Origin of the sequence: Paraburkholderia sp. SECH2, from assembly GCF_030464795.1 — a bacterium.
Classification (GTDB): Bacteria; Pseudomonadota; Gammaproteobacteria; order Burkholderiales; family Burkholderiaceae; genus Paraburkholderia; species Paraburkholderia aspalathi.
The window spans coordinates 1-24,826 of record NZ_JALPRH010000015.1; the positions used below are offsets into that span (position 1 = coordinate 1).

General features: G+C 62.7%; 22 protein-coding genes. 15 read left to right on the forward strand and 7 right to left on the reverse strand.

From position 1 onward, the window contains the following. Positions 1 to 264 precede the first annotated feature (264 nt). From M0D66_RS23000 to M0D66_RS23015, 4 genes are all read right to left on the reverse strand, one after another. Positions 265 to 1,158, reverse strand: a complete 894-nt coding sequence (locus M0D66_RS23000) for an ABC transporter permease (RefSeq protein ID WP_211706381.1) — start codon at positions 1,156 to 1,158, stop codon at positions 265 to 267. A 2-nt stretch (positions 1,159 to 1,160) separates the two neighbouring features. After that, a complete protein-coding gene (locus M0D66_RS23005; protein WP_054042305.1) occupies positions 1,161 to 2,075 on the reverse strand; it encodes an ABC transporter permease in 915 nt (304 codons plus the stop codon). Positions 2,076 to 2,194: 119 nt separating this feature from the next. Continuing rightward, the gene (locus M0D66_RS23010) at positions 2,195 to 3,490 is read right to left on the reverse strand and encodes a PotD/PotF family extracellular solute-binding protein (RefSeq protein WP_054042307.1); all 1,296 of its coding nucleotides are present in this window, start codon (positions 3,488 to 3,490) and stop codon (positions 2,195 to 2,197) included. Positions 3,491 to 3,641: 151 nt separating this feature from the next. Beyond that, the gene (locus M0D66_RS23015) at positions 3,642 to 4,700 is read right to left on the reverse strand and encodes an ABC transporter ATP-binding protein (RefSeq protein ID WP_093645985.1); all 1,059 of its coding nucleotides are present in this window, start codon (positions 4,698 to 4,700) and stop codon (positions 3,642 to 3,644) included. Positions 4,701 to 5,017: 317 nt separating this feature from the next. Between M0D66_RS23015 and M0D66_RS23020 the strand changes: the two genes are divergently transcribed. Together M0D66_RS23020 and M0D66_RS23025 are read left to right on the forward strand one after the other, a co-directional pair. Then, complete coding sequence (locus M0D66_RS23020; RefSeq protein WP_211706380.1) at positions 5,018 to 5,983, forward strand: polysaccharide deacetylase family protein; 966 nt, start codon at positions 5,018 to 5,020, stop codon at positions 5,981 to 5,983. Beyond that, a complete protein-coding gene (locus M0D66_RS23025; RefSeq protein ID WP_200620305.1) occupies positions 5,980 to 6,747 on the forward strand; it encodes a GntR family transcriptional regulator in 768 nt (255 codons plus the stop codon). The genes M0D66_RS23020 and M0D66_RS23025 overlap by 4 nt, the downstream gene beginning before the upstream one ends. Before the next feature lie 34 nt (positions 6,748 to 6,781). Here the strand turns inward: M0D66_RS23025 and ggt are convergent, their stop codons facing one another. From ggt to M0D66_RS23040, 3 genes are read right to left on the reverse strand one after another with little or no spacing between them, the layout of a single operon-like run. After that, the gene (gene ggt / locus M0D66_RS23030; protein ID WP_211706379.1) at positions 6,782 to 8,368 is read right to left on the reverse strand and encodes a gamma-glutamyltransferase; all 1,587 of its coding nucleotides are present in this window, start codon (positions 8,366 to 8,368) and stop codon (positions 6,782 to 6,784) included. A gap of 10 nt (positions 8,369 to 8,378) precedes the next feature. Next, the gene (locus tag M0D66_RS23035) at positions 8,379 to 9,569 is read right to left on the reverse strand and encodes an amidase (protein ID WP_211706378.1); all 1,191 of its coding nucleotides are present in this window, start codon (positions 9,567 to 9,569) and stop codon (positions 8,379 to 8,381) included. After that, complete coding sequence (locus tag M0D66_RS23040) at positions 9,566 to 10,366, reverse strand: cysteine hydrolase (protein ID WP_211706377.1); 801 nt, start codon at positions 10,364 to 10,366, stop codon at positions 9,566 to 9,568. Before M0D66_RS23040 ends, M0D66_RS23035 begins: the two co-directional genes overlap by 4 nt. Before the next feature lie 208 nt (positions 10,367 to 10,574). Here M0D66_RS23040 and M0D66_RS23045 point away from each other — a divergent pair, with 208 nt between their 5' ends. The 13 genes from M0D66_RS23045 (at position 10,575) to hpxZ (ending at position 24,808) form a co-directional block, all read left to right on the forward strand. Then, the gene (locus M0D66_RS23045; protein ID WP_093645955.1) at positions 10,575 to 11,552 is read left to right on the forward strand and encodes a BMP family protein; all 978 of its coding nucleotides are present in this window, start codon (positions 10,575 to 10,577) and stop codon (positions 11,550 to 11,552) included. Between the two features lie 103 nt (positions 11,553 to 11,655). Then, positions 11,656 to 13,206, forward strand: a complete 1,551-nt coding sequence (locus tag M0D66_RS23050) for an ABC transporter ATP-binding protein (RefSeq protein WP_211706387.1) — start codon at positions 11,656 to 11,658, stop codon at positions 13,204 to 13,206. Next, positions 13,203 to 14,300 carry an ABC transporter permease gene (locus M0D66_RS23055; RefSeq protein ID WP_211706376.1) on the forward strand — a complete coding sequence of 366 codons (1,098 nt, stop codon included), beginning with the start codon at positions 13,203 to 13,205 and terminating at the stop codon, positions 14,298 to 14,300. The genes M0D66_RS23050 and M0D66_RS23055 overlap by 4 nt, the downstream gene beginning before the upstream one ends. Beyond that, the gene (locus M0D66_RS23060) at positions 14,300 to 15,217 is read left to right on the forward strand and encodes an ABC transporter permease (protein WP_093645951.1); all 918 of its coding nucleotides are present in this window, start codon (positions 14,300 to 14,302) and stop codon (positions 15,215 to 15,217) included. Before M0D66_RS23055 ends, M0D66_RS23060 begins: the two co-directional genes overlap by 1 nt. An 84-nt stretch (positions 15,218 to 15,301) precedes the next feature. Beyond that, positions 15,302 to 15,988 (forward strand): TetR family transcriptional regulator, encoded by a 687-nt coding sequence (locus M0D66_RS23065; RefSeq protein WP_093645948.1) that lies wholly within the window; start codon positions 15,302 to 15,304, stop codon positions 15,986 to 15,988. A 228-nt stretch (positions 15,989 to 16,216) separates the two neighbouring features. Then, positions 16,217 to 18,070 carry an allophanate hydrolase gene (gene atzF / locus M0D66_RS23070; RefSeq protein WP_211706375.1) on the forward strand — a complete coding sequence of 618 codons (1,854 nt, stop codon included), beginning with the start codon at positions 16,217 to 16,219 and terminating at the stop codon, positions 18,068 to 18,070. A gap of 39 nt (positions 18,071 to 18,109) precedes the next feature. Continuing rightward, positions 18,110 to 19,207: a BMP family ABC transporter substrate-binding protein gene (locus M0D66_RS23075; protein WP_211706374.1), complete on the forward strand. Its 1,098-nt coding sequence runs from the start codon at positions 18,110 to 18,112 to the stop codon at positions 19,205 to 19,207. Positions 19,208 to 19,254: 47 nt separating this feature from the next. Next, positions 19,255 to 20,370: an ABC transporter permease gene (locus M0D66_RS23080; RefSeq protein WP_211706386.1), complete on the forward strand. Its 1,116-nt coding sequence runs from the start codon at positions 19,255 to 19,257 to the stop codon at positions 20,368 to 20,370. Then, positions 20,363 to 21,289, forward strand: a complete 927-nt coding sequence (locus M0D66_RS23085; protein ID WP_171928398.1) for an ABC transporter permease — start codon at positions 20,363 to 20,365, stop codon at positions 21,287 to 21,289. Before M0D66_RS23080 ends, M0D66_RS23085 begins: the two co-directional genes overlap by 8 nt. 74 nt (positions 21,290 to 21,363) lie before the next feature. Then, positions 21,364 to 22,098: a cysteine hydrolase family protein gene (locus M0D66_RS23090; RefSeq protein WP_093645941.1), complete on the forward strand. Its 735-nt coding sequence runs from the start codon at positions 21,364 to 21,366 to the stop codon at positions 22,096 to 22,098. Between the two features lie 3 nt (positions 22,099 to 22,101). Continuing rightward, positions 22,102 to 23,739 (forward strand): ABC transporter ATP-binding protein, encoded by a 1,638-nt coding sequence (locus tag M0D66_RS23095; protein WP_211706373.1) that lies wholly within the window; start codon positions 22,102 to 22,104, stop codon positions 23,737 to 23,739. Further along, the gene (locus M0D66_RS23100) at positions 23,736 to 24,431 is read left to right on the forward strand and encodes a cysteine hydrolase family protein (RefSeq protein WP_200620315.1); all 696 of its coding nucleotides are present in this window, start codon (positions 23,736 to 23,738) and stop codon (positions 24,429 to 24,431) included. Before M0D66_RS23095 ends, M0D66_RS23100 begins: the two co-directional genes overlap by 4 nt. Further along, on the forward strand, positions 24,422 to 24,808 hold the full coding sequence (gene hpxZ / locus M0D66_RS23105; RefSeq protein ID WP_211706372.1) for an oxalurate catabolism protein HpxZ: 387 nt from the start codon (positions 24,422 to 24,424) through the stop codon (positions 24,806 to 24,808). Before M0D66_RS23100 ends, hpxZ begins: the two co-directional genes overlap by 10 nt. The last annotated feature ends 18 nt before the right edge of the window (positions 24,809 to 24,826 follow it).

Below are 24,826 nucleotides of genomic sequence, written 5' to 3' on the forward strand. Positions count from 1 at the left end.
CTTTGTCACTAACGCCGAATGTGCGAGAGCACGGATTCCAGTCGCACCACTACCCTGTGCAGACCACGGCGCCCACTTAGCAGGGGCTTCTAGCCGCTTTCTTTGCTTACTTTCTTTGCGGCGGCAAAGAAAGTAAGTGCCGCCCCGCACAGGGGCAACACTAATAGACCACTAACAAAACAAGGAAAGGCACCAAGGCCAGAACAAGGAAACCCCAACACCCCGAGCAAACAAAAACCCAACCGCCAAGCAGGCAAAGAAACGTCACTTCACCCGCCGCCGCCCCAACCCCCGCACCGCGAGCAAACACAAAACCATAACCGTAAGCGACAAAACCGTAGTCATCGTCCCAAGCGCATAAATGACAGGCGTCGTCACCGACGTGGTAAGCCCTTGCAATTCGAGCGGCAAGGTATTCTGATCTCCAATCGCTTGCGAGGTACGCGCAATCTCATCCCATGAAAGCGTGAACCCAAACATCGCGACGCCGACAACCGAAGGTCCGATAATAGGCAAAACAACGTGCCGGAAGCTCTGCCACGGCGTTGCACCCAGATCCCGCGAAGCCTCTTCATAAGCAGGATTAAAGCGGTTGAACACAGCAAACATCACGAGCAAACCGAATGGCAGCGTCCACGTCAAATGCGCGCCCAGCGCCGACGTGAACAAGCCCATCGACGTCGTATAGGTATCGGCAAACGACTGATACCCCCACGCGGAAGCGAGAAACTTCACACCGTTATCGAGCAACCGGAACGTCAACCCGATCCCCAGCGAAACGATAATGGACGGCATGATCAGACTGGCAACCGACACGTAAAAGACGGCAGTATCCCCGCGAAATCGCCGGCGAAATGCCAATCCGGCCGCCACCGAGAACAGCACGGTCAACACCGTTACGGCCAATGCGAGCCGCACGGATCGCCCAAATGCGCCCCAGATATCGACATCGCCCACACCGTCACGCAGCGCGGCAAACCAGTGCAACGACACACCGCGCATCGGAAACGTCAGGCCGCCCTCGGGTCCCTGAAACGAAAGAATGAAAATCGTAATGACCGGTCCATACAGGAACAGCACGAACAAACCAAACAGCAGCGCGAGCCAGTAAAAGCTGGCCGGCCGACGCTCCCGATGTTTGAGGCGAATGGCCTGCATCTTCACAGCTCCTTGCGGATGTCGACCACCCGCGTCAAACCCCACACGATCATCAACACGACAGCCAGCAGAATGATCGCGTTGGCCGCCGCGGCGGGAAATTGCAGGTAGCCGGTCTGCACCTGGATGATCTTGCCGACAGATGCGATCTGCTGGCCACCCATCACGCCGACGGTCAGGAAGTCGCCCATTACGATCGTGATCACGAAGATCGAGCCGATCACAATGCCGGTCTTCGACAGCGGCAACACCACGTCGCGAATCACTTGCCAGCCGCTTGCGCCGGCATCGCGCGCGGCCTCTAGCAACGAACGGTCGATCCGCATCATCGCGTTGAAAATCGGCACGATCATGAAGAACGTGTAGAGGTGCACGAACGCCAGCACGACCGAGAAATTCGAATACAACAACCATTCGAGTGGCTGGTCGATCAGATGTGCGCCCAGCAGGGCCTGATTGACGAGCCCGTTACGGCCGAGCAATGGCATCCACGAAATCATGCGGATCACGTTCGACGTCCAGAAGGGAATCGTGCAGACGAGGAACAGGATTGTCTGCATGCTCGTCGTGCGTACGTGAAACGCCAGGAAGTAAGCAATCGAAAAACCCAGCAGCAAGGTCACGGTCCATACGATCGCGCAGAACTTGAGCGTCGACCAGTATGTTTTCAAGGTCACGCAGACGTCCGTCATCGACGAACAGCCGTTGAAAATCGCCGCGTAGTTTTTGAGCGTGAAAGCCGGAATGATCTGGTACTCGTTGAAGTCCCAGAAACTGACGATCAACGTGATGACCAGCGGCACGATAAAAAACAGCAGGAACGTGAGCGAAAGCGGCGTCGCCTGCAACCATGCCGGCGCGCGCCGGTGTTTGACGGGCTCATCCTGCGCGTGAGAAGGAAGGTCGATCGTTGCCATGGGCGGATATCAGTGGAAGCACTTTTGCGGCATAACCGCGTCATCGAAGAACTGCCGGCCGGTCATGCACCGGCAGTCCGGCATGCGATTCAGTCGCTCAGGTCACGTTCAAGCCACATTTAAGCCGCGATGAACTCGTTCCACTTCTGAACCATGTAGATGTTCTCGTCCATCACGGCATTCCAGCAGGCAATCGCCCCCATGCGCTGGTTGTACGAGCCGCCGTCACGCACGGTGCCGGCTTTTTCGAGCAACTGGCCATCGGGTGCCTTGATGTCCTGCGCGGCAGCTTTGCCTTCGATCCAGTAGTCCCATTCGTAAGGCTGCATGTGCGTCTTTGCCGTCTCGAGCACACCCGAGTAATAGCCCTGACGCATCAGGTAGGCGCCGGCCCAACCGTCCTGGAACCAGTTGACGAACTCGTACGCAGCGTCGAGCTTCTTCCCTTGCAGGGAGCGCGGAAAGCCAAAACCTGACGCCCACGAGCGATAGCCTTCCTTGAGCGGTTGGAACTTACAGGCGACACCCATGGTGCGCACCTTGGTCACGGCTGGCGACCACATCGACTGGATCACCACCTCGCCTGACGCCATCAGGTTCACGCTTTCGTTGAAGTCCTTCCAGAACGCGCGGAACTGGCCGGCGCGCTTGGCTTCGATCAGGATCTTGATGGTCTGGTCGATTTCGGCCTTGGTCATATTGCCTTTGTCGCCATACTTCACGTGACCCATCGCCTCGATCGCCATTGCCGAATCCATGATGCCGATCGCGGGAATGTTCAACAGCGCCGCCTTGCCCTTGAATTGCGGATTGAGCAATTCGGCCCAACTGTCGATCGGCCGCTTGATGAGGTCGGGACGGATGCCGAGCGTGTCCGCGTTGTATGTGGTCGGGATCAGCGTCATCCATTCGGTCGGCGTTGCGGAGAATTCCGTGGAGCGCGGGCCGGTCAGGAACATCACCTTTTTCGGCGCGGTGCCCTGATCGCCGATCTTCTTGCCGTTCACTTCACCGCGTGTCAGCACCGGCGTGATCTTGTCGGCGAGCTTGATACGTTTCGCGTCCATGCCCGCGAGCGTGCCGGCCGGAATCAGTTTCTTGAGCGCGAAATATTCGGTGTCGACAATGTCGAACGAGTTGGGCTGCGTGATGATGCGCTTGGCCACGTCGTCAGTCGTCACCGGCACATATTGAATGTCGATGCCTGTGTCTTCCTTGAATTTCTTCGCGATGTCGGCGCTCTGATTCACCGCCGTGCCGAGGTAGCGCAACGTGATCTTCTCCTGCGCATGCACGTACGGAAAACCGGCAATGCCGGCCGCCGCCACAGCGCCCTTGATGAACGTGCGGCGCGACAGGCCCTTTTCCTTCAGATCGGATGCGGCCGCTGCCGGGCTCTCGTTCGCTTCACTCATTGCCTTCTCCTCAGTTGACGTTCGTTTGGTCTGCGCCTGATGTTCGGTCAGCGCCTGTTTGTCGTTCAGTTAAAACTCGGTTCACGTTTCTCGTTCAGAGACCTTCTTTGCGCCACCGTGTCGCGCAGGCAGAACACAACCGCGCACCCGCTCAGGCCGCCAGCGGATGCGCATCCTGCTCGTTCCACCAGACCACCACACGCGCGTCGGGGCCGAGCCGTGCCGGGTCATAATCGCCGTCGCTCACCAACGAGATCAGTTCCGGCGAGCCGTCGAGCGGATCGAGCGTCATGCGTAAATGGGTGCCCTGGTATTCCGCTTCGCGCACCTTGCAGGGCACGCCGCCGATTCGCGCCAAGCCACTCTCACCGGTTGCCGTCTGAACTGGCGTGACGCCGTGCGGCACCACTCGCAGATGATCGGCGCGCACGGTAAACGAGCGGCCATTCGTGTTGAATACGTTGTGACCACCGAGAAAACGCGCGACGAACTCGGTACGCGGACGGTTGAAGACTTCGTGCGGCGTGCCGCTTTGTTCGATGCGCCCGTGGCTCATCACGACCACCAGATCGGCAAGCGCCATCGCTTCTTCCTGCGAGTGCGTGACGTGCACGAACGTGATACCGAGTTCTTTCTGCCAGCGCTTGAGTTCCGCACGCATCTGCACGCGCAGGAAGGGGTCGAGCGCTGAAAGCGGTTCGTCGAGCAAAAGGCAGCCCGGTTGATTCAACAACGCCCGAGCGAGCGCCACACGCTGCTGCTGGCCGCCCGATAGTTGCGCCGGTTTACGTTCGGCATACGCGGACATCGCGACCAGCTCCAGCAGCTCGCCGGCACGCTTGCGGCGCACATCCTTCGCTATGCCGCGCATCTTCAGGCTGAACGCGACGTTATCGAGCGCGCTCAGATGCGGGAACAGCGCGTAGTTCTGAAAGACCATCGCCGTGCCGCGGGCAGCGGGTTCTTCGCGCGTTACATTGCGTCCCGCGATCAGAATGTCACCCTCGGTGACCGATTCATGCCCGGCGATCATGCGCAGGGTCGAGGTCTTGCCGCATCCCGAGGGCCCGAGCAGGCAGCAATACTGACCGCCGGCAATGCGAAGATCGATGGCGTCGACGGCAAGCGAGTCGCCGTATTGCTTCGACACGTGCACCAGTTCGATATCGGCGGCTGTGGTTTCTAGCACCGTTGAAGCAGGCTGAATCATGGAGTGGATGTCCTCGTGAACGGCGAAGTGCTGACGCACGCAAAACCGTGCGCGATGCCTCGGCGAAGCCATCCAAATGCAAGACATGTGCCATCCGTCCATTCGCGAGGTCCGGCGATTGCAAACGCGCCGGTGTGCTTAACGTCGACGAATTGGCTCACATATTGCAAACGATCTGCGGCGTCGATCGTCAGCGATCAAAGCGTTTCTTTTTGCGCAATCGCGGTGCGTCTTCGGTCCGTCCCGGGGCATGATCCGGCCAACTCGGTTCATGCGGGGCCTAGCGCGTCGCCTTTCGTCACTCACGGCTTCTTTACATGAACGACACACGGAACATGCCCGCAGCAGAGAATCGCGCCCGTCAACCGATCGCCACCCATGGCCGCTTTGCGTATCGCCCGATCACGGATAGCGACGCGTTCCGCTGGCCCGGCGATAGCGGGCTTGCGGTCTATCTCGGCTTCAATATCGAGCACTTTGCATTCGGCGAGGGACTAGGCGCCGCGCTCGGCCCGATTTCGCCGCAACCGGATGTGCTGAACCACAGCTGGCGCGAATACGGCAACCGCGTGGGCGCGTGGCGCTGTATCGAACTGTTCGACCAGCTGGAAATGCCTGCGGGCACGCTCATCAATACCGCGCTCTACGACCATTGCCCGGAGTTGATCGCTGCGTGCGTGGCGCGTGGCGACGAACTGATCGGTCACGGGCACACCAACGCACATCGGCAAAGCGACCTCGACGAAAATGGCGAACGCGAGCTGCTTCTGCATTGCCGCGAACGTATCGCCGAAGCGTCCGGCGCGCCGCCGCAGGGCTGGCTCTCACCGTGGATCTCCGAATCGCACCTGACGCCCGACCTGCTGGCCGAGACGGATTATCGCTATACGCTGAACTGGTGTCACGATGATCGTCCGGTACGTATGGCGACACGCAGCGGACCGTTATGGTCGATTCCGTACCCGCAGGAACTCAACGATCTGCCGATGATGGTGGGCCGCCATATGGACGGCCGCGCGTTCGCCGACATGATCGTCGATCAGTTCGACGAGATGCTCGAGCAGGCGAATCGCGGCACGCAACCGCAGGCGCTCGTAATGGGCATCGCGCTGCATCCTTATCTGGTGGGGCAGCCATATCGACTACGGCATCTGCGCCGCGCGCTCGAACACATCGCCGCGGCACGAGCGAAAGGCGATGTGTGGATCACGACGCCGGGCGCAATCGCGCATCACATGGACGAACTGGAGCGGGACGGCGTGCTGCGCCCGGAGGCTGCATGAGCACGAGTACGACCACCAAGCCGAAAACCGCCGCGGCCATCGCCAGAAAAACGCCGAAGGAAGAAGCGGACGACGACGCGCGCATCTATCAATCAATCTTCGACGGCGTGCTGAACCATCGTTTGACCCCCGGCACGAAGCTGCCGGAGCCCGAGTTGTGCCAACTGTTCGGTGTGGGCCGCGCGGTCGTGCGGCGAGTTCTGGAAAAGCTTGCCTACGACGGCATCGTCGTGCTGCGGCCGAACAAGGGCGCAGTGATCGCTGAGCCGACGCCGGAGGAAACGCGCGAGATTTTCGAGGCGCGGCGCTCCGTCGAACGCATGCTGGTCGAACTTGCCGTACAGCGCGCGAGCGCTCAGGACATCAAAGCCTTGCGCCAGCAACTGGCGAGCGAGCATGAGGCGATGCATCGCTTCGACCAGCCTTCGTGGGCCACGCTCGCGAGCGGTTTTCATATGCGCATCGCCGCGCTCGCGGGCAACTCGATCCTGCAAAACTACCTGAAGGAACTGGTTTCGCGCTGCTCGCTCATTGTCGGCGTGTATGAGCCGCCGGGGCACGCGCCATGCGAGCATGCTGAGCATGCGACGATTGTCGATTGCATCGAGGCGCGCGATGCAGCGGGCGCAATGGCTCATATGGAAGCGCACCTTCGCGATATCCAGGAGCGAATCGAAACCTCGCGGATGCGCGGCGAGAAAAGCCTCGGCCAGTTGCTCGGCATCACTGGCTACGCCAATGCGTCAGCACGGGAAACTACGTGAATGGCGACGCGTGACCGCTTGACGCCCGGCCGACTCAAACCCCAAGTGCACGGCCGTCGCTACGTGGATCGTGCGCGCCCGATGCAGCACCGTCCGGCTCGATGCGAATCACGCCTGGATGGCCGGCCAAAGGACTCTGCGCTGGAATGGCGCTCACTTCATGCCCACGTGCAGCAAGTTCGGCAAACACGTCGGCGCCGACGTCCTCTTCGAGCTTCAACGCATCGCGTGTATCGGAGAATGTCTTGCCAAGCAGAAAGCGCGGACGGGCGAGGGCAGTGAGCGGGTCCATCCCGTAGTCGATCAGCCGCGTGAGAATCGCGGCCAGCGTTTGTGGCTGACCGTCGGCGCCTTGCGTGCCGAACAGCAGATGTGGCCGGCCATCCTTCAGATACATGCCGGGGTTGAGCGTGTGGAACGGCCGCTTGCCCGGTTGCACCGCATTGTGATGCCGGGGATTCGTGCTGAATGAAGCGCCGCGGTTGTGCCACAGAATTCCCGTGTCGCCCGCCACTACGCCGCTACCCCAGTCGAAGTAAACCGTTTGCAGAACACTGACGCTGCGGCCTTCGCTATCCGTCGCGCCGATAAACACCGTGTCGCCCGGGCGAAACACGTGGGGCCATGCGCGCGCTTCACGCAGATTGATCGAGCGTGCATGCGCATCGAGTGCGGTGGGCGACAGCATGTCATCGACGGGCACCCAGTTGAACTCAGGATCGGATACGAAGCGGTCGCGGTCCACGAACGCGCATTTCACCGCTTCCACCAGCAGGTGGTAGTAGTCGGCGCTGCCCTCGGCAATCTGCGCAATATCGAAACGATCGAGCATGCCCATGATCTGCAGGGTCGTCACTCCTTGAGTCGGCGGCCGCATGCTGACCAGTTCGCCGCCACGATAGGCCACACGCAATGGCGCCTCGTCGCGTGCTTGCGTTCGCGCCAGATCGCTCAACGTCAGCGGCGAGCCGGCTTCGCGCAAACCGAGTGCGATCCGCTCTGCAAGCTCGCCCTCATAGAACTCGCGCGCGCCGAAGCGGGCAATCCGCTCCAGGCTCTTCGCCAGCGCGGGTTGCACGAAAGGTTCGGCGATGGCAGGAATGTGGCCGTGTGGCGCGAAAGTTGCCGCAAAGCCGGGCAGGGAACGCAACTCATCCGCGCGTAGTGTTTGCCAGAAATGCTGCGAAGGCGTGACGGGAAACCCATTCGCTGCATAGTCGAGCGCGTGATCGAACAGCGATGCCCATGATTGCTGCCCGCCCCATGAGGTCCGGCTGATCTGATAAGCCTGATTCCACGTGTCGACGGTCGCTGCCGTGGTGATCGCAGACGCAGCACCGCGCAAAGGAATCGCGCCGCTGTACGGTGGCAGTTGCTGCGCGGCCTGGCCAATGCCCGACACCGTGCGCAACATCCCGTGCCGGTCGCCGATCACCCAGAAAGCGTCGCCGCCGAGCCCAGTGAAATGCGGATACGTCACGCATAGCGCCGCGCCGATGGCGATCGCGGCTTCGATCGCGTTGCCGCCCGCACGCAGTATGTCGAGGCCCGCGGCGCTGGCAACGGCGTGCGGACTGGTGACCATGCCGCTGGTGCTGCTGGCGAGTTTCAGGTTGTGCATCAATGCTCCGCTACCGAAGGTTCGCCAAAGTGTGTTGCGAGTATAGATCGCGCGCGAGGGCAAGCAACCCGCGATCGCTGCCGCGCGCGCCGATGAACGACAGCGCAAGCGGACGATCGATTTCGTCAGTAAAAGGGAGCGTGATTTGCGGCAGGCCGCCAAGTGCGGCGATCGAGTTCATCGTGAGCGCAGCTTCATAGAAACCGCCGATTGCGGTGTCCGACGCGTCTTTCGTCAACAGCGCGACGGGCGTGGTCGGCATGAGCAGCACGCGATCGGGTTCGAACGTCGCATCGAGCACGCTGCGTAGTTCGCGCTGAGTGGTGCGCCATTTTTCGGCCTGGTTTCGATCGAGCGTCTGCAGCCGTGCAAAGCGGGTCGCAATGGATGGGCCGAAACGTGGCTGCGCCGAACGGATCCAGTCGCCGAGCGAGGCGTCGATTTCAAGGTCCTGCACGGCCTGATAACACGCAAGCCAGCGAGCTTCGTCCCCGGCGAACAGATCGAGCGACGTGTCCGCGCCTAACGATTCAGCTAGCGCCTCAAGGCGTAAAGCATCGTCGGACTCGTTGCGCGCACGAGCGGCGAACGCTTCGGCGACACGAACCAGGCGCAGCGGCTGCCCGGACGAGGAAGCCGCAGAGGGCGCTTCCGGCAGCAGTACGTCGCCCACCGCGGCAAGCACATCGATCGAGCGCGCGAACCAGCCGACCGTGTCGAAGCACGGGGCGAAGGGCAACACGCCCTCGAGCGAGATCGCATCGTGACTCGGCCGCATACCCCACAACCCGCAGAACGCTGCGGGAACGCGCACCGAGCCACCGGTATCAGTGCCTAACGCAAAGTCCACCTCACCGCTGGCCACTGCCGACGCAGCGCCGCTAGACGATCCGCCTGGCAAGGCATGCGGCCAACGCGGATTGAGCGGCGTCCCGTCATGATGGTTGGCGCCTTCGAGGCTATAGGCGAGTTCGTCGGTAATCGTCTTGCCGTCGAGCGTCGCGCCGGCAGCCAGCAGCGCGCCGACACTGGGCGCATGACGGTGCGCCGGCACATGACTTTCCCGCCAGTCAGGATTGCCGCCACCGGTCGTCACGCCCGCGACGTCGATCAGATCCTTCACCGCAAAGCGCAGACCATCGAGCGGCCCGCTCGCCGTCGCAGCGACACGTACGCGTGGGCCAGAGATAAACGCACTCATGTGGCATCCGCCAAGGCATCGACGATGCGCGCCGAATCCGTGACGAAGCCAAAGCACTTCTTCACGTTCCAGACGGCCGCCTCCGTGCAGAACGCCGGCGACGACGTCGCGCAGCAGTCTTCCACCAGCACGCAGCCATAGCCGAGAAAGTTGGCGTCGGTCAGCGAATGCAGCACGCACTGATCGGTGTTCACGCCCGCGAACATCACCGTACGAATGCCGAGGTTGCGCAGGATGCTGTCGAGCGGCGTGTCCCAGAAGCCGCTGATGCGGTACTTGTCCACGCAGATGTCCTCGGGCAGCGGCTTGAGTTCGTCGACCACTGCAGCTGCCCAGGAATCCTTCTCAAGCACATGCGAACCGTTGCTCGCGAGCGGTTCGCCGAGGCCTGTGCCGGTTCCGGTCGGCTTATATAGATGCAACTGGTTCGGCGGCATGTTGGCGAGGTCGGGCCGGTTTCCCCAATTGACCCAGACAACCGGCACGCCGCGGTGACGCAGAGCCGGCAGCAGGCGCTGCAATGGTGCAATCGGCGCGCGGTCCACCGCGAAATCGCCCCCAATCTGGGCAACCCATCCTCCGTTGGTGCAGAAATCATTCTGCATGTCGATGACGACGATCGCCGTGCTGCGCAGGTCGATGCGCACGTTTTGCGGTTCGCACGACAGCGTCGCGACGATTGGTTCGGGCGTGGGCAAGGACATGTCGACCAGTTTCTCGCTGGCACTCCAGCTATAGCGGCCGTCGCGGCCCAACTGGCCGGAAACGCTTGTGCCATATGCGTCGTGTTGTTTCATCGGAGGTTCTCCATCGTGTCTGAATCGCCATAAAAAGGGTGTTGCCCGGACCTCGACGCGCGGTGCGTTTGCCGTGCGCAGTCCGTTGTCTCGAGCAGATCGGAACGAAGTCCGGCGCCTGTCAAAAGCACGGCATGGCACCGAAGTTGCATCTGTTTCGTTCATGAATAACCTACTTACCCAAACCAAACGCAAGAGGAATGCCAGAATGCCGATCGCCAAGTTCAAAACCCTCGCCACCTGCGTCGTGGCGCTCGCCGTATCCACCAGCGCGGTTCATGCCTTCGCTGCCGATCCGTTACGGGTCGGCGTGCTGATTCCCGGCTCGAAATCGGACAAGGGCTGGATGGAATCCGGCTACGACGGGCTCGTTGCCGCGCAGAAGGAACTGGGTCCGAAGCTCAAGACGCAGATGATCGAAAACATCAATTACGCCGACATGGAACAGGCGCTGACCAACCTCGCGTCGAAGAACCAGTTGGTGATCGGTGTAGGCGGGCAGACCCAGGCGTCGGTGCTGAAGATCGCCAAGCGCTTTCCCAATGTGAAGTTCGCAATCGTCGGCGGTAACAAGGGGCAGGACATGCCGCCGAATGTGGCGGGATATGACGTCAAGCAGGCGGAGATCGCTTACGTCGCCGGCGCGGCCGCGGCGATGCTGTCGAAGAACGGCGCGGTCAGCTACGTGGGCGGCATGGAAATTCCGTCAATCGTCAACGCCGGCAAGGAGTTCGGCAACGGCGCGCGCTCCATCAATCCGAAGATCAAGTACTTCGAGAGCTACACGGGCGATTTCGACAATGTCTCGAAGGCGAAGGAAGCCACGCTGGCGGCCATCTCCCAGGGCGCGGACGTCCACTATCACATTCTCAATCTCGGCTTGCGTGGCATGGAGCAGGCGGCCAACGAAAAGCACACGCATGTGATCGGCAGCTATACCGACCGGTGCGGCACGGACCCGCTGTATATCGCGTATTCGATTACCGGCGTCGGCTATCAGGTGCAGTACGCAATCGACCAGATGGCGGCTGGCACGTGGCAGCCGGGCTATAAGGCGTTCGGCCTGGCAATGGGACCGAAGGCGTCGGGCATGGTTGTCTGCAAGGCGACGCCGGAGATGTCGACGAAAATCAGGCAGATCGAGCAGGACATCGAGAGCGGCAAGATCAAGGTATCGGAAGGCTGATATGGACGCAACTCCAGCTTCTGCCGCTTGCACAACGGCGTTGGCCGGTGAGGGCGCCACGGCCCGCGCGAGTCACGACGCGCCGCGCACCGCGGTACTGCGCATGGACGGCATCGGCAAGCGCTTCGGCCCGTTTCAGGCGTTGAGCGACGTGTCGCTCGAACTCTTTGCGGGAGAAGTGCATTGCCTGCTCGGTGAGAACGGCGCCGGCAAATCGACACTCTGCAACGTGGTGTTCGGCGTGCATCAGCCCGACGCGGGATCAATGTGGCTGGATGGCGAGCCGTATCAGCCCCACAGTCCGCGCGACGCTCTTGCGCACGGCATCGCGATGGTGCATCAGCATTTCAGTCTCGTCGAAGACGTGAGCGTGCTCGACAACCTGCTGCTCGGCCAGGTACGCGGCTGGCTCGATCGCAAGCGCGAGGCGCAACGGGTGCGCGCGCTGGTGGCTGATCTGGGGCTCGCGCTTGAACCGGATGCGCGGGTCGCGGATCTGTCGGTCGGCGAAAAACAGCGCGTCGAGATCGTCAAGTGTCTGATCCGTGAGCCTCGGCTTCTCGTGCTGGACGAGCCGACCGCCGTGTTGCTGCCGGCTGAAATCGATGCGTTGCTCGACACCTGTGCGCGGGTTGTCGCGCGCGGTTGCGCGGTTGTACTCGTGACGCACAAGCTGGCGGAGATCCGCCGGATCGCAAGCCGTGCGACGGTGCTGCAAAGCGGCCGCGTGGTCGCTCGTTCGAGCACGCCGTCGGCCGATGTCGATACGCTCGTGCGGGCCATGATTCAACGGCCGGGGAATGAGGGCCATGAAGCGAATCACAACGCAGATCACAGCGCGAAGCCCGCGCCGCCGAAACCCCGCAGCGCGTCCCCTTACGGCCGGCCACTCGCCGACGAAGCCTTGCAGATTGACGGCCTGACGGTGCGTGATGCCGACGGTGTCACGCGTCTCGAAGACTGCACGCTGGTGGTCAACCGCAGCGAGATCGTCGGCATCGCGGGCGTGGAGGGCAACGGTCAGAGCGAACTCGGTGCGGTGCTCGCTGGCTTGCAGCGCGCAAGTGCAGGGCGCTTTTTCGTGCAGGGCAAAGATTGCACACAGGCTGCGCCGCAGACATTGACGAAGGCGGGTGTCGGCGTGGTGCCGGAAGACCGGCACGCGGTCGGCTGCGTGCCCGACATGAGCCTGACCGAAAACCTCTTTCTCAACCGCCTCGACGACTACGCGCGGCACGGCTTCATGCGCCGACGCGCGATGCGGCGCGACGCCCGTGCGCTGATGCAGCGTTTCGACGTGCGTGCCGCGAGTCCCGACGTTGCGTTTCGCGGCCTCTCGGGCGGCAACCAGCAAAAAGCGGTGCTGGCGCGCGAGCTCACGCTCGAGGGCCTCGCCGTGCTGGTCGCGGCGCAGCCTACGCGAGGTCTCGATGTCGGCGCGGTCGCGGCAGTGTATGAGCACATTCGCGCCGCGCGCGACCAGGGCGTCGGCGTATTGCTGATCTCGTCCGAACTTGACGAACTGATGGCGGTGGCCGACCGCGTCCTCGTCATGTATCGCGGCCGCATCATGGGCACCTGTGTGCCGGATGCGTCGCAAATCAATCTTCAACGCGAGCGCATTGGCGCATGGATGGCAGGCCAGACAGCATGACTCCCACGACCTCTTCGACTTCTTTGTCTCTTGTCTCATGGCACGGTTCGCGGCGCGTGCGAACCGCGGCCGTGCTGGGAGGCGCCGCGCTCTTCGCGGTTGCAGCGGCGCTGGCGCTGATCGCAATCGTTCATGTGCCGCTCGGCGACGCGCTTGCCGCCTTCGCCGACGGTGCGTGGGGCTCGCCTTACGCGATCGGCGCATCGATCAATCGCAGCCTCGTGTTCGCGCTGGTCGGCAGCGGCTTCGTGCTGGCGAACCGCGCGCAGCTGACTAACGTCGGCGGTGAAGGGCAGATCGCGATGGGCGGCATCGCCGCCACCGCGGTCAGCCTCTATGGCCACGTCGCTCACTTGCCATTCGGTCTGTCGTTCATCATGCCGATGCTGGCAGCCGCGCTGGCCGGCGCGGCATGGGGCGCGCTTCCCGGTTGGCTGAAAGCGCGCGCCGGCACCAACGAAGTGATCAGCACCTTGCTGATGACGTTCATCGCGGTGTGGTTCCTCTACTGGTGCGTGCAATCCGAAACGCTGCTGCGCCAGCCGATGACCAACGCCGCCACGCTGCCCGAGTCGCTGGATATCCCCGATTCGACCAAACTTCCGCTGCTGTCGAGTGCCAGCTCCACGGGGCTGCATATCGGTTTGCCGATCACGCTCGTGCTGTGCATCGTGGTGGCGCTGGTACTGGTGTACAGCCGCTTCGGCATGTATCTGCGCGCCGTCGGCCTGAACGCGCTGGCAGCGCGCCGCGCCGGCATGCCGATCACGTCGACAATCGTCGGCGCGCTGGCATTGGCCGGTGCGCTCGGCGGTCTCGCCGGCGCATTGATGCTGCAAGGCGATCAATATTCGCTGAAAGCCGGCTTCTCGTCGGGCTACGGCTTTGACGGTCTCGTGGTCGGTTTGCTCGCGCGTGGCTCGATAACCGGCGTGTGCGCGGCGGCGTTGCTGTTCGGCTTTCTGCGCTCGGGCGGCATCAATATGGAAATGGTCGCATCCGTGCCGTCGGCGCTGGTGCTGGTGGTGCAGGGCGTCGTGATCGTCGCGCTGGCCGGCGGATCGCTGTGGCTCGAGCCGAAAGGAGCACGTTGATGAACGCGGAATTCGTAGCGGTTTTCGTCGGCTCCTCGATCCGGTTTGCCGCCCCGCTGATGCTGGCTTCGACCGGTGAACTGATCAGCGAACGGGCCGGCGTGCTCAACATGAGCGTGGAGGGCATGATGCTGTCGGGCGCGTTTCTCGGCGCGGCGGGTGCATGGGCGACCGGCAATGCGGCGCTGGGTCTCGCGATCGGCATGCTCGGCGTGCTGCCGATCGCTTTGCTGCAAGCGTTCCTGAGCGTGACGTTGCGCGCCAATCAGATCGTGACAGGCATCGGCATCAACATCCTGGCGCTCGGCGCGACGACGCTCGCCTATCGCGAGCTGTTCGGCGAACGTTCGAGTGCGGTGATTCCGGGCCTCGCGCGCTGGTCGCCCCCCGGTCTGGGTGCAATTCCGGTCATCGGTGAGCCCGTGTTTCATCAGGTGTGGCTCGTCTATCTCGGCCTCGCGATTCTGCTGGCAACCTCGCTCGTGATGCGGCGGACCGCGCTCGGTGTGGCGCTGCACGCGGTGGGCGCCGCGCCAAGGTCGGTTGATCAGTCGGGGCTTTCGGTGACGCGGCTGCGTTATGGCGCTGTGCTGTTTTCAGGTGTGATGTCGGGCGCCGCAGGTTGTTTCATTTCGATCGGCGACATTCACACCTTTACCGAAGGGATGACTGGTGGCGCCGGCTACCTCGCAATCGCGGCGATCATCTTCGGCAACTGGAAGATCGGCCGCACAGTCGGCGCGTGTTTGCTGTTCGGCGCCGCGAGCGCGTTGCAGTTCCAATTGCCCTTGATCGGTGTGCATGTGCCGACCGCGTTGCTGGTGATGCTGCCTTATCTGCTTGCGCTGATCGCGGTGGCGGGGCTGATTGGCCGGCAAACCGCGCCGCTTGCGCTAACCCAGCCGTTCCGGCGCTGAGGCCGCGCTTACAATCCCGTGAAGTCACGCAACCCTGACGCATCCATTTGACACAACCCCGCCACCGCCAGGCTTTCCATCGATATGAAACGTGCTTCCGCCCGATCGACCTCCGCTGCATCGACCGCGCCCACAACCCAGCGTCAGAAGCTCGCTGCGGCGACCCGCCAGCGCATCTTCAAGATTGCGATCGCCGAGTTTTCCGACAAGGGGCTAAGCGGCGCGCGCGTGGAGACGATTGCGAGCCGCTCGAAGGTCAACATCCGGATGATTTACCACTACTTCGGCGGCAAGGAGGCGCTTTATCTGGAAGTGCTCGAGTTCGTGCTGGGGCGCCTGCGGGAAGCCGAACTCAAACTCAAGCTCGATGTCGACCAGATCGAGCCGGTCACGGCCATCGTGCAGCTTTACGATTTCATCGAGGGGCACTTCGCGGCCCATCCTGAACTGTCGAAGCTCCTGTCGTTCGAAAATCTGAACCGCGCCCGGGTGATGAAGCGCTCGAGCGCGATTCCGGAAATGTCATCGCCGGTGTTGAGCCTGCTGCGCACGGTGATCGCGCGTGGCGAAGACGACGGCTCGTTGCGCAAGGACATGGACCCGCTTCATCTGTATGTCGCTCTGGTGAGTCTGTGTTCATTTCACAAGTCGAACGCTTTTACGTTGTCGCGGATTTTCAACACCGACATGCTCGCCACGCAGTGGCAGGAAGATCACAAGGCGCAGGCACATGAGATGGTGCGCGCGTTTGTCTCCGCCGGCGCGTCGTAAGCGCCAGGCTCGAATGCAGGGCGCAGGAGCCCCGAGTTGGGGAGCGCTGCACCATGACGCATTGATCGAAAGGCGGCAACGCGGACCGTCTTCGCCGCCGGGAAATCGGCGCGAAACCAAACCTGGTAAGGCTGACAGCATGTTCGGGTGAACCTGAAAGTCACCTGGCATAGCTCCTGCTAATTTGAGTTCAAACTTGTATTCAAGATTGAACTCAAGGAAAAACCAGTGCCAATTTCGTCGCCCCTGAAGGTCCGTAGTCTCCTCTCGGCTTATGCCGCCAAACGTCTTACGCCCACTGAAGTCGTGGCGTCGGCGCTTGCTCGTATCGCCGAAATCGACCGGCCGGAAGTCTGGATCCTGCGTGTGCCTGCTGCAGACCTGGAGGCCCGCGCCCACGCGCTCGAAGCGCTTTACGAAGCGCAGGGCAGTGCCGTGTTCGAACGGATGCCGCTCTTTGGCGTGCCGTTCGCGGTCAAAGACAATATCGACGTTGCCGGCTTGCCGACCACCGCCGCGTGCGAGCCTTTCAGCTATACGCCGGACACCTCCGCATTCGCCGTGCAGCGCCTCATCGACGCCGGCGCGATCCTGATCGGCAAGACCAATCTCGACCAGTTCGCAACCGGCCTCGTCGGCACGCGTTCGCCTTACGGCGCGGTGCGGAACACCGAGTTTCCAGAGCGTGTGTCGGGCGGGTCGAGTTCAGGCTCGGCGGTTGCGGTAGCCGCGGGTTGCGTGGCCTTTTCGCTCGGCACCGACACGGCCGGCTCAGGGCGCGTGCCGGCTGGATTCAACGGGTTGGTCGGCCTGAAGCCGTCGCTTGGACTCGTCAGCAAGCGCGGTGTCGTGCCGGCGTGCCGCAGCCTCGACACGATCTCGGTGTTCGCGCACGACGTCGACGACGCATGGTGCGTGTTCAATGAAATCGCGTGTTTCGATCCGCTCGACGGCTACTCGCGCAAGGTCCCGGGTCTCGGTCTCCTGCGTGGCGCGCCGCGGATCGGCGTGCCGGATCATCTCGAGTTCTATGGTGACGCAGCGGCGAATCAGGCCTTCTCGGCCGCACTCGATACGCTCTCTACCCATCTGCATCTCGCGCCCACGCCGATCGACTTCCAGCCGCTCAAGCAGGTCTCCGCGCTGCTCTACGACGGCCCCTGGGTGGCGGAAAGGCGCGCCGCGCTCGGTTCATTCTTCGAGACGCGTCACGAAGCGGTCCATCCGGTCGTCGCCACAGTGATCGGCAAAGCGGATCGCTACAGTGCCGCTGACGCGTTCAATGGCCAGTACGCGCTCGCCGATCTGAAGCGGCACGCCGAGCAACTCTTCGAGACGATCGACATCCTGATCGTCCCGACCACGCCGACGCATCCGTTGATCACCGACGTGCAGGCCAATCCTGTCGAGTTGAACAGCCAGCTTGGCTACTACACGAACTTCGTCAACCTGCTCGACCTGTGCGCGTTGGCCGTGCCATGTCAGCGTCGCCACGACGGCTTGCCAGCGGGCGTCACACTGATCGCGCCGAGCGGCGCGGACCGGCGTCTCGCCGAGTTGGGCGCGCGGATCCAGGGGCTGTTCGCTACCGAGGCTGCGGACGTGGCCGGGACGGTGACTGAAAAGAAACCCGCGGCCGCGGCAAACACGATCGCGCCATTGCCGTTTCAGGAGCCGACGGTCGCGCTTGCCGTGGTCGGTGCGCATCTGCGTGGCCAGCCGCTGAACTGGCAGCTTCAGGAAGCCGGCGCGCGTTTTGTCACGGCGACGCAAACCGCCACCGGCTACACGCTATACGCGCTTGCGAACACGCAGCCGCCGAAACCAGGCCTCGTGCGCGTTACCGACCAGCAAGGCGCACCGATCGCCGTGGAAGTCTGGGACATGCCGCTGCGCAGCTTCGGCAAATTTGTTGCCGACGTGCCCGCACCGCTCGGTATCGGCTCCGTGCAACTCGCCAACGGCCTCACGGTGAAGGGCTTCATCTGCGAGCCGTCGGCAGTCAGTAACGGTAGTGGCGCACTAGACATCACCTCGTTTGGCGGCTGGCTCGCTTATCTCGACAGCCTGAACGTCAACTGAGGGCCAACGCTCTTCACCCCCAACCAGGAATTGGACACCATGACCAGTCGCCGCAAGTTCATCAAGAGCGCCAGCCTGTTGACGCTCGGCAATATCCTGCCGATTCAATCGGTGTTTGCCGCGCCGAAGACGACGGTCGGCGTGATCTACGTCGGTGCACGCAGCGACTACGGGTACAACCAGGCTCAGGCAACCGCTGCTGCCGTCATCAAGAAGATGCCTGACGTGAAGGTGGTGGAAGAGGAAAACGTGCCCGAAACCATTGCCGTGCAGAAAACCATGGAAGCGATGATCGAACAGGACGGCGCCACGCTGATTTTCGCGACCTCGTTCGGTTACTTCGATCCGCACGTGCTGAAGATGGCGGCCAAATATCCGAAGGTGCGATTCGCGCATTGCGGCGGTTTGTGGAAGCAGGGCAACCCGTCGAATATCACCAGCTACTTCGGGTATATCGACGAATGCCAGTACCTGAACGGTGTCGTCGCGGGCCACATGACAAAGAGCAAGAAACTTGGCTTCGTCGCCGCCAAACCGATTCCGCAGGTGCTGCGCAACATCAACTCGTTCACGCTCGGCGCGCAGTCCGTCGATCCGTCGATCACCACGCAGGTGATTTTCACGGGCGACTGGTCGATGCCCGTGAAGGAAGCGGAAGCCACCAACAGTCTCATCGATCAGGGTTGCGATGTGCTGACCTGCCACGTCGATGGCCCGAAGGTTGTTGTCGAAACGGCGGAAAAGCGCGGCGCGATGAGTTGCGGCTACCACGCGAGCCAGGCGGCGCTCGCGCCGAAAGGCTATCTGACCGGCGCGGAGTGGGACTGGGCGACGCCATACAAGCAACTGGTCATGGGCGCACAGGCCGGCACGCCGCAACCGAATGTGTTGCGCGGCGGCTTGAAAGAGGGCTTCGTGAAGATGTCGCCGTACGGCGCGAAAGTCACCGCGCAGGCGAAGCAGAACGCCGACTCGATCAAAGGCAGCATGGTGGCCGGCAATTTCGTGATCTTCAAAGGGCCGATGAAGGACAACAAAGGCGGCACGGCGATCGCCTCCGGTGCGAGCCACATACAGACCGATTACACACTCGAAAGCATGAACTATCTGGTGGCAGGCGTCGTCGGCCAGATCTGAACCTGGCCTGCGTGATTGTGTGAGTGTGCATGAGCGAAGGAGCCGTGATGCGCCCCAATGCCCCTACCGCGAGAGTGATGCTGTCGCTCTTGCCCGCGCTGCCGACCGCGTTGGCGGTGCTCGGCACGCTGCTGCTGTTTTCGTTGTTCCTGCTGGTGCAGGGGCAGCCGGCGCTCGATGCGATCGGGCTGATTTTTGAGGGCGCTTTCGGCTCGTCGTTCGCGTGGCAGAGCACCTTGCTGCGTGCGTCGCCGTTAATGCTGACCGCGTTGTGCGTCGCGCTGCCCGCACAGGTCGGCTTGATCGTGATTGGCGGCGAGGGCGCGCTCGCACTCGGCGGCATGTGCGCGGCAATCGTCCCGCAGATGCTGCCACACGGCACGCCGTGGCTCGTAGCCACACCGTTGATGGCGGTGGCGGGCATGCTGGCCGGCGGGTTCTGGATCGGCGCGGTGGGCGCATTGCGGCAGTGGCGTGGCGTCAACGAGACGATCAGCAGCCTGTTGATGTCGTATATCGCGATCGCGCTTTTCAAACATCTGGTGGAAGGACCGTTGCGAGACCCCGCAAGCCTGAATAAGCCGTCCACCTATCCGGTGCCCGACGCGATGATGATCGGCTCGATCCCCGGACTCGACACGCACTGGGGACTGTTCTGGGGCGTCGTCGCCTGCATCGCGGCGTGGGTGTTCGTGAAGTTCAGCACCAAGGGCTTTGCGATGCGCGTGGTGGGTGGCAGTCATCGCGCGGCACGTCTGGTCGGCTTGCCGGTCAATCTGCTGGCGCTTGCCGCGTGCGTATTGGGCGGTGCAGCGGCAGGACTCGGCGGCATGTTCGAAGTGGCGGCGGTGCAGGGCAGCGCAAATGCGTCTTTGCTCGCGGGTTATGGCTACGCGGGCATCCTCGTGGCGTTCGCCGCACGGCAGAATCCGCTCGCGATCATCGCCTGTGCGCTGATGATCGGCGGCATCGAGGCGAGCGGTTCGCTGCTGCAACGCCGGCTCGATCTCCCCGATGCCACCACGCTCGTCCTGCAAGGTCTGCTGTTCGCCAACCTGCTCGCGTGGGAAGCGCTTGGCGGGCGTATCGCCGCATGGCGCGTCAAATTGCAGGCCGCCGCGCAGACCGATCTTCCCGTGCAACTGGAGCAGACCCATGCCTGATATGCACTCGCCCATCGTGATCCTGTTGCTGTCGCTGTTCGCCGGTGCGATCCGCGTCAGCACGCCTTATCTGTTCGTCAGTCTCGGCGAGTGTCTGACCGAGAAGGGCGGGCGCGTGAATCTCGGCCTCGAAGGCATCCTCGTGTCAGGCGCGATGAGCGGCTATGCCGGTGCTTTTCTGACTGGTTCGCCGTGGGCCGGTGTGCTTGCGGCCGGTTTCGTCGGCTTGCTGCTCGGCTGCCTGCATGGCCTCGTGTGCTCGTTGCCGCGCGTGTCGGACATTGCGTTCGGCATCGCGTTGATGCTGCTCGGCACCGGGCTCGCGTTCTACCTCGGCAAGCCGTTCATCGAACCGCAAGCGCCAATGCTGCCGTTCATCGATCTTGGCACATGGACCTCATCGCCCCAATTGCATAACGCGCTGCATATCAACCTGCTGTTCGTGATCGGCGTGGTGCTGTCCTTCGTTTTGCAATGGGGCTTGCGCAATACCCGTTGGGGGATGGTGTTACGGCTTGTCGGCGATCACGCCGAGACGGCGCGCGCCATGGGCTACCCGTTGACGCGCGTGCGCATCGCCGCGACGGCGGTGGGCGGTGTGTTCGCGGGCATCGGCGGTGCGTACCTTTCGCTGGTATATCCAGGCAGCTGGAATGAAGGGCTCTCCAGCGGACAAGGACTGATGGCGGTCGCGCTGGTGATCTTCGCGCGCTGGCAGCCCTTGCGCTGCCTATGGGCCGCGTTGCTGTTCGGTGCGGCCGGCGCGCTCGGGCCGGCGTTGCAGGCGATCGGCGTGACGAGCGGCTACTACCTCTACAACGCGGCGCCGTATGTGCTGACGCTCGCGATCATGATCGTCAATTGCCGTCCGGATCGCACGCTGGCTGGCGCGCCGGGTGAGTTGAGCCTGACTCGCTGATTTTCCCCACTGAGCTTGCCTCACCATGCGAGCCTTCAAAGACCTCGCCAGGACCTAACAAGGATCTCACCGCCATGAACCGATTCATTGAAGCAAAACCCTACCCGTGGCCCTACGACGGCGACCTGCGCCCGGACAACACGGCACTCGTGATCATCGACATGCAGACGGATTTCTGCGGCCACGGCGGCTATGTCGACAAAATGGGCTACGACCTGTCGCTGACGCGCGCGCCGATCGAGCCGATCAAAAGCGTGCTGAAACCAATGCGTGAACTGGGCTTCACGATCATTCACACGCGTGAAGGGCATCGACCGGACCTCTCCGACCTGCCCGCGAATAAACGCTGGCGCAGCCGGCGTGCGGGCACCGACGGCGTAGGCATCGGCGACGACGGCCCCTGCGGCAAGATCCTCGTGCGCGGCGAACCCGGCTGGGAAATCATCGACGAACTGAAGCCGCTGCCAGGCGAGATCATCATCGACAAACCCGGCAAGGGTTCCTTCTGCGCGACGGATCTCGAACTGATCCTGCGTACGCGCGGCATCGTCAATCTGGTGCTGACCGGCATCACCACCGACGTCTGCGTCCACACGACGATGCGCGAAGCCAACGATCGCGGTTTCGAATGCACGGTGCTGGCCGATTGCTGCGGCGCTACCGACAAGGGCAATCACGACGCCGCGCTGCACATGATCACCATGCAAGGCGGCGTGTTCGGCACGGTGTCGGATTCGCACGCGCTGCTGGCTACGCTACTGGCCAAGACGGCTGCGCCAGCAGCGGCGCTCGCCACTTCAGGCAGATAAATCATGACCACGGCGCCGAAGGCATTGGGTGTGGAAGTGCTGAACGCAAGCAAATCGTTCGGCGCGTTTCGCGCATTGGATAGCGTCTCGATCAAGGTCAAAGCCGGCACGATTCACGCGCTGCTCGGCGAGAACGGCGCGGGCAAGAGCACGCTCGTGAAGGGACTGGTCGGTTATGGCGTGCTCGACGACGGACAGATCGCCGCCGACGATCGTGAGGTCCACATCGCGTCGCCGCGTGATGCACAGGCGCTCGGCATTGGCATGGTGTATCAGCATTTCACATTAGCGTCCGGCCTTTCGGTCGAAGAAAATCTGCTGCTCGCGCGCGGGCGGATGCCGTGGAAAATCGACTGGAAGGGCGAGCGCGCCGCGCTTGCTGCCTTCATGCAGCGCATGCCGTTCCGCTTGCCGCTCGACGCGCCTGTGGCCATGCTCGCTGCCGGTGAAAAGCAGAAACTCGAGATCCTGAAGCAGCTTTATTTGCAGCAGCGCTTCCTGATTCTCGACGAACCCACCTCGGTCTTGACACCGCAGGAAGCGGACGAAGTGCTAGGCCTGATGCGCGACCTGACCTCACGCGGCGAGCTGACGGTGCTGATGATCACGCACAAGTTCCGCGAAGTGATGGCCTATGCGGACGACGTCACCGTGTTGCGTAAGGGCAGACAAGTCGGCACGAGCGCGGTTGCCAACACCAGCCGCGATGAACTCGCAGCGTGGATGATGGGCACCGTCGCTACGCATGCGCCGAACGAGGTCTCTTTGAAGGACGAAGCGCCGGTGATGGCCGCGGTGACCGTGGAGCGCCTGCCACGCAAACCCGTCGACGACACTGCGCAAGTACGTCTCTCACTACGCGACGTTTCAGTCGAAGACGATCGCGGCCACACAGCAGTCAAGCACGCGACGCTGTCCGTGCGCGCCGGCGAAATCCTGGGACTTGCGGGCGTTTCCGGCAATGGACAGAAGGAACTGGTGGAAGCGCTGGTCGGTCAGCGTCGCGTGAAAGCCGGCGACATGGAGGTGGCAGGCAAGGCCTATCATGCAACACGTGAAGAAATGACCCAAAGGCGCGTGTTCGCGATTCCCGAGGAGCCGCTAAAGAACGCCTGCGTCGCTGCGATGAGCGTGGCGCAGAACCTTGCGCTGCGCGACTTCGATCGCGAGCCGTTGCGGCGCGGCGGCTGGTGGCTCGACCGGCGCGCGGTGCGTGAGCGCGCCACGCAACTGATCGCCGAGTTCAACGTGCGTCCACCGCTACCCGAACGAACCATCGGCACGCTGTCGGGTGGCAATGTGCAGCGCGCGGTGCTGGCGCGCGAACTCGGACAGCCGGTGGATGTGCTGATCGTCGCGAATCCTGTGTTCGGTCTGGATTTCGCGTCGGTTGCCGATATCCATGCCCGTCTGATGGCTGCACGCGATGCTGGCGCGGCGGTGTTGCTGGTCAGCGAAGACCTCGACGAACTGCTCGAACTGGCCGACCGCATCGTGGTGATCGCGGAGGGCAAACTGGTGTTCGAGACGCCTGCGGCGCGCGCGGACCGGACCGTGCTCGGTCAGCATATGGCAGGGCACGGTGATACCCCGGCACATCCCGCCGTACCCGCAGAAAGAATGAAGGAAGCCATCGGATGACACAGCAAACCCTGTTGACGATCGACGCCCAGCCGGGTCCCTTCACCTTGGCCCCCACGAAAACCGCGTTGGTCGTGATCGACATGCAGCGCGATTTCATCGAACCGGGCGGCTTCGGCGAATCGCTTGGTAACGACGTGTCGCTGCTGGCCGAGATCGTGCCGACCGTCGCGGCATTGCTGGCCTTCGCGCGCGGGCATCAATGGCTCGTGGTGCACACGCGTGAATCGCATGCGGCGGATCTGTCCGACTGCCCGCCGGCAAAACGGCTGAGGGGTGCACCCAACGCCCGCATCGGCGATGCAGGACCGATGGGGCGCATCCTGATTCGCGGCGAACCCGGCAATGCGATCATCGAACCGCTCGCGCCGCTTGCCGGTGAACTCGTGATCGACAAACCCGGCAAGGGCGCGTTCTACGCCACCCGGCTCGGCGAAGAGCTCGCGATGCGCGGCGTCACGCATCTGGTGTTCGCGGGCGTGACCACCGAAGTGTGCGTGCAGACCTCGATGCGTGAAGCCAACGACCGCGGTTACGACAGTCTGCTGATCGAAGACGCAACCGCCAGCTATTTCCCCGCGTTCAAGCAGGCGACGCTCGATATGGTGCGCTCGCAAGGCGGTATTGTCGGCTGGACCGCGCCACTTTCTTCACTGACGAAACTCGACGAGACGATCCCGGCATGGAGATAAATCGGCCCGATGTGGTAGCTCAAGTGCAGGCAGCCTTTATCGAATACGAGCGGGCGCTGGTCGACAACGACGTCGCGGCGATGAACGCGCTTTTCTGGCACACGCCGGAGACGGTCCGCTACGGCATCGCCGAAATCCAGCATGGTGGCGAAGCGATCCGCGCATGGCGCGAGAGTTGCGAGCCGGTGCCGAAGTCGCGCAAACTGCAGCGCACCGTGGTGACGACGTTCGGCGCCGACTTCGCCACCGTCAGCACGGAATTCACCAGCGACGCGACACCTTTGATCGGCCGCCAGATGCAGACGTGGGCGAGGTTTGGCTCCGCCGACGGCTGGAAGATCGTCGCGGCGCACGTCAGCCTTATCGCCATGCCATGAAACGCCGATAATAAGAAA

Excerpts from the sequence above, each read along its gene's own strand:
- M0D66_RS23000 (WP_211706381.1), bottom strand. The coding sequence starts at position 1,158 with ATGCAGGCCATTCGCCTCAAACATCGGGAGCGTCGGCCGGCCAGCTTT.
- M0D66_RS23005 (WP_054042305.1), bottom strand. The coding sequence starts at position 2,075 with ATGGCAACGATCGACCTTCCTTCTCACGCGCAGGATGAGCCCGTCAAA.
- M0D66_RS23010 (WP_054042307.1), bottom strand. The coding sequence starts at position 3,490 with ATGAGTGAAGCGAACGAGAGCCCGGCAGCGGCCGCATCCGATCTGAAG.
- M0D66_RS23015 (WP_093645985.1), bottom strand. The coding sequence starts at position 4,700 with ATGATTCAGCCTGCTTCAACGGTGCTAGAAACCACAGCCGCCGATATC.
- M0D66_RS23020 (WP_211706380.1), top strand. The coding sequence starts at position 5,018 with ATGAACGACACACGGAACATGCCCGCAGCAGAGAATCGCGCCCGTCAA.
- M0D66_RS23025 (WP_200620305.1), top strand. The coding sequence starts at position 5,980 with ATGAGCACGAGTACGACCACCAAGCCGAAAACCGCCGCGGCCATCGCC.
- ggt (WP_211706379.1), bottom strand. The coding sequence starts at position 8,368 with ATGCACAACCTGAAACTCGCCAGCAGCACCAGCGGCATGGTCACCAGT.
- M0D66_RS23035 (WP_211706378.1), bottom strand. The coding sequence starts at position 9,569 with ATGAGTGCGTTTATCTCTGGCCCACGCGTACGTGTCGCTGCGACGGCG.
- M0D66_RS23040 (WP_211706377.1), bottom strand. The coding sequence starts at position 10,366 with ATGAAACAACACGACGCATATGGCACAAGCGTTTCCGGCCAGTTGGGC.
- M0D66_RS23045 (WP_093645955.1), top strand. The coding sequence starts at position 10,575 with ATGCCGATCGCCAAGTTCAAAACCCTCGCCACCTGCGTCGTGGCGCTC.
- M0D66_RS23050 (WP_211706387.1), top strand. The coding sequence starts at position 11,656 with ATGGACGGCATCGGCAAGCGCTTCGGCCCGTTTCAGGCGTTGAGCGAC.
- M0D66_RS23055 (WP_211706376.1), top strand. The coding sequence starts at position 13,203 with ATGACTCCCACGACCTCTTCGACTTCTTTGTCTCTTGTCTCATGGCAC.
- M0D66_RS23060 (WP_093645951.1), top strand. The coding sequence starts at position 14,300 with ATGAACGCGGAATTCGTAGCGGTTTTCGTCGGCTCCTCGATCCGGTTT.
- M0D66_RS23065 (WP_093645948.1), top strand. The coding sequence starts at position 15,302 with ATGAAACGTGCTTCCGCCCGATCGACCTCCGCTGCATCGACCGCGCCC.
- M0D66_RS23075 (WP_211706374.1), top strand. The coding sequence starts at position 18,110 with ATGACCAGTCGCCGCAAGTTCATCAAGAGCGCCAGCCTGTTGACGCTC.
- M0D66_RS23080 (WP_211706386.1), top strand. The coding sequence starts at position 19,255 with ATGCGCCCCAATGCCCCTACCGCGAGAGTGATGCTGTCGCTCTTGCCC.
- M0D66_RS23085 (WP_171928398.1), top strand. The coding sequence starts at position 20,363 with ATGCCTGATATGCACTCGCCCATCGTGATCCTGTTGCTGTCGCTGTTC.
- M0D66_RS23090 (WP_093645941.1), top strand. The coding sequence starts at position 21,364 with ATGAACCGATTCATTGAAGCAAAACCCTACCCGTGGCCCTACGACGGC.
- M0D66_RS23095 (WP_211706373.1), top strand. The coding sequence starts at position 22,102 with ATGACCACGGCGCCGAAGGCATTGGGTGTGGAAGTGCTGAACGCAAGC.
- M0D66_RS23100 (WP_200620315.1), top strand. The coding sequence starts at position 23,736 with ATGACACAGCAAACCCTGTTGACGATCGACGCCCAGCCGGGTCCCTTC.
- hpxZ (WP_211706372.1), top strand. The coding sequence starts at position 24,422 with ATGGAGATAAATCGGCCCGATGTGGTAGCTCAAGTGCAGGCAGCCTTT.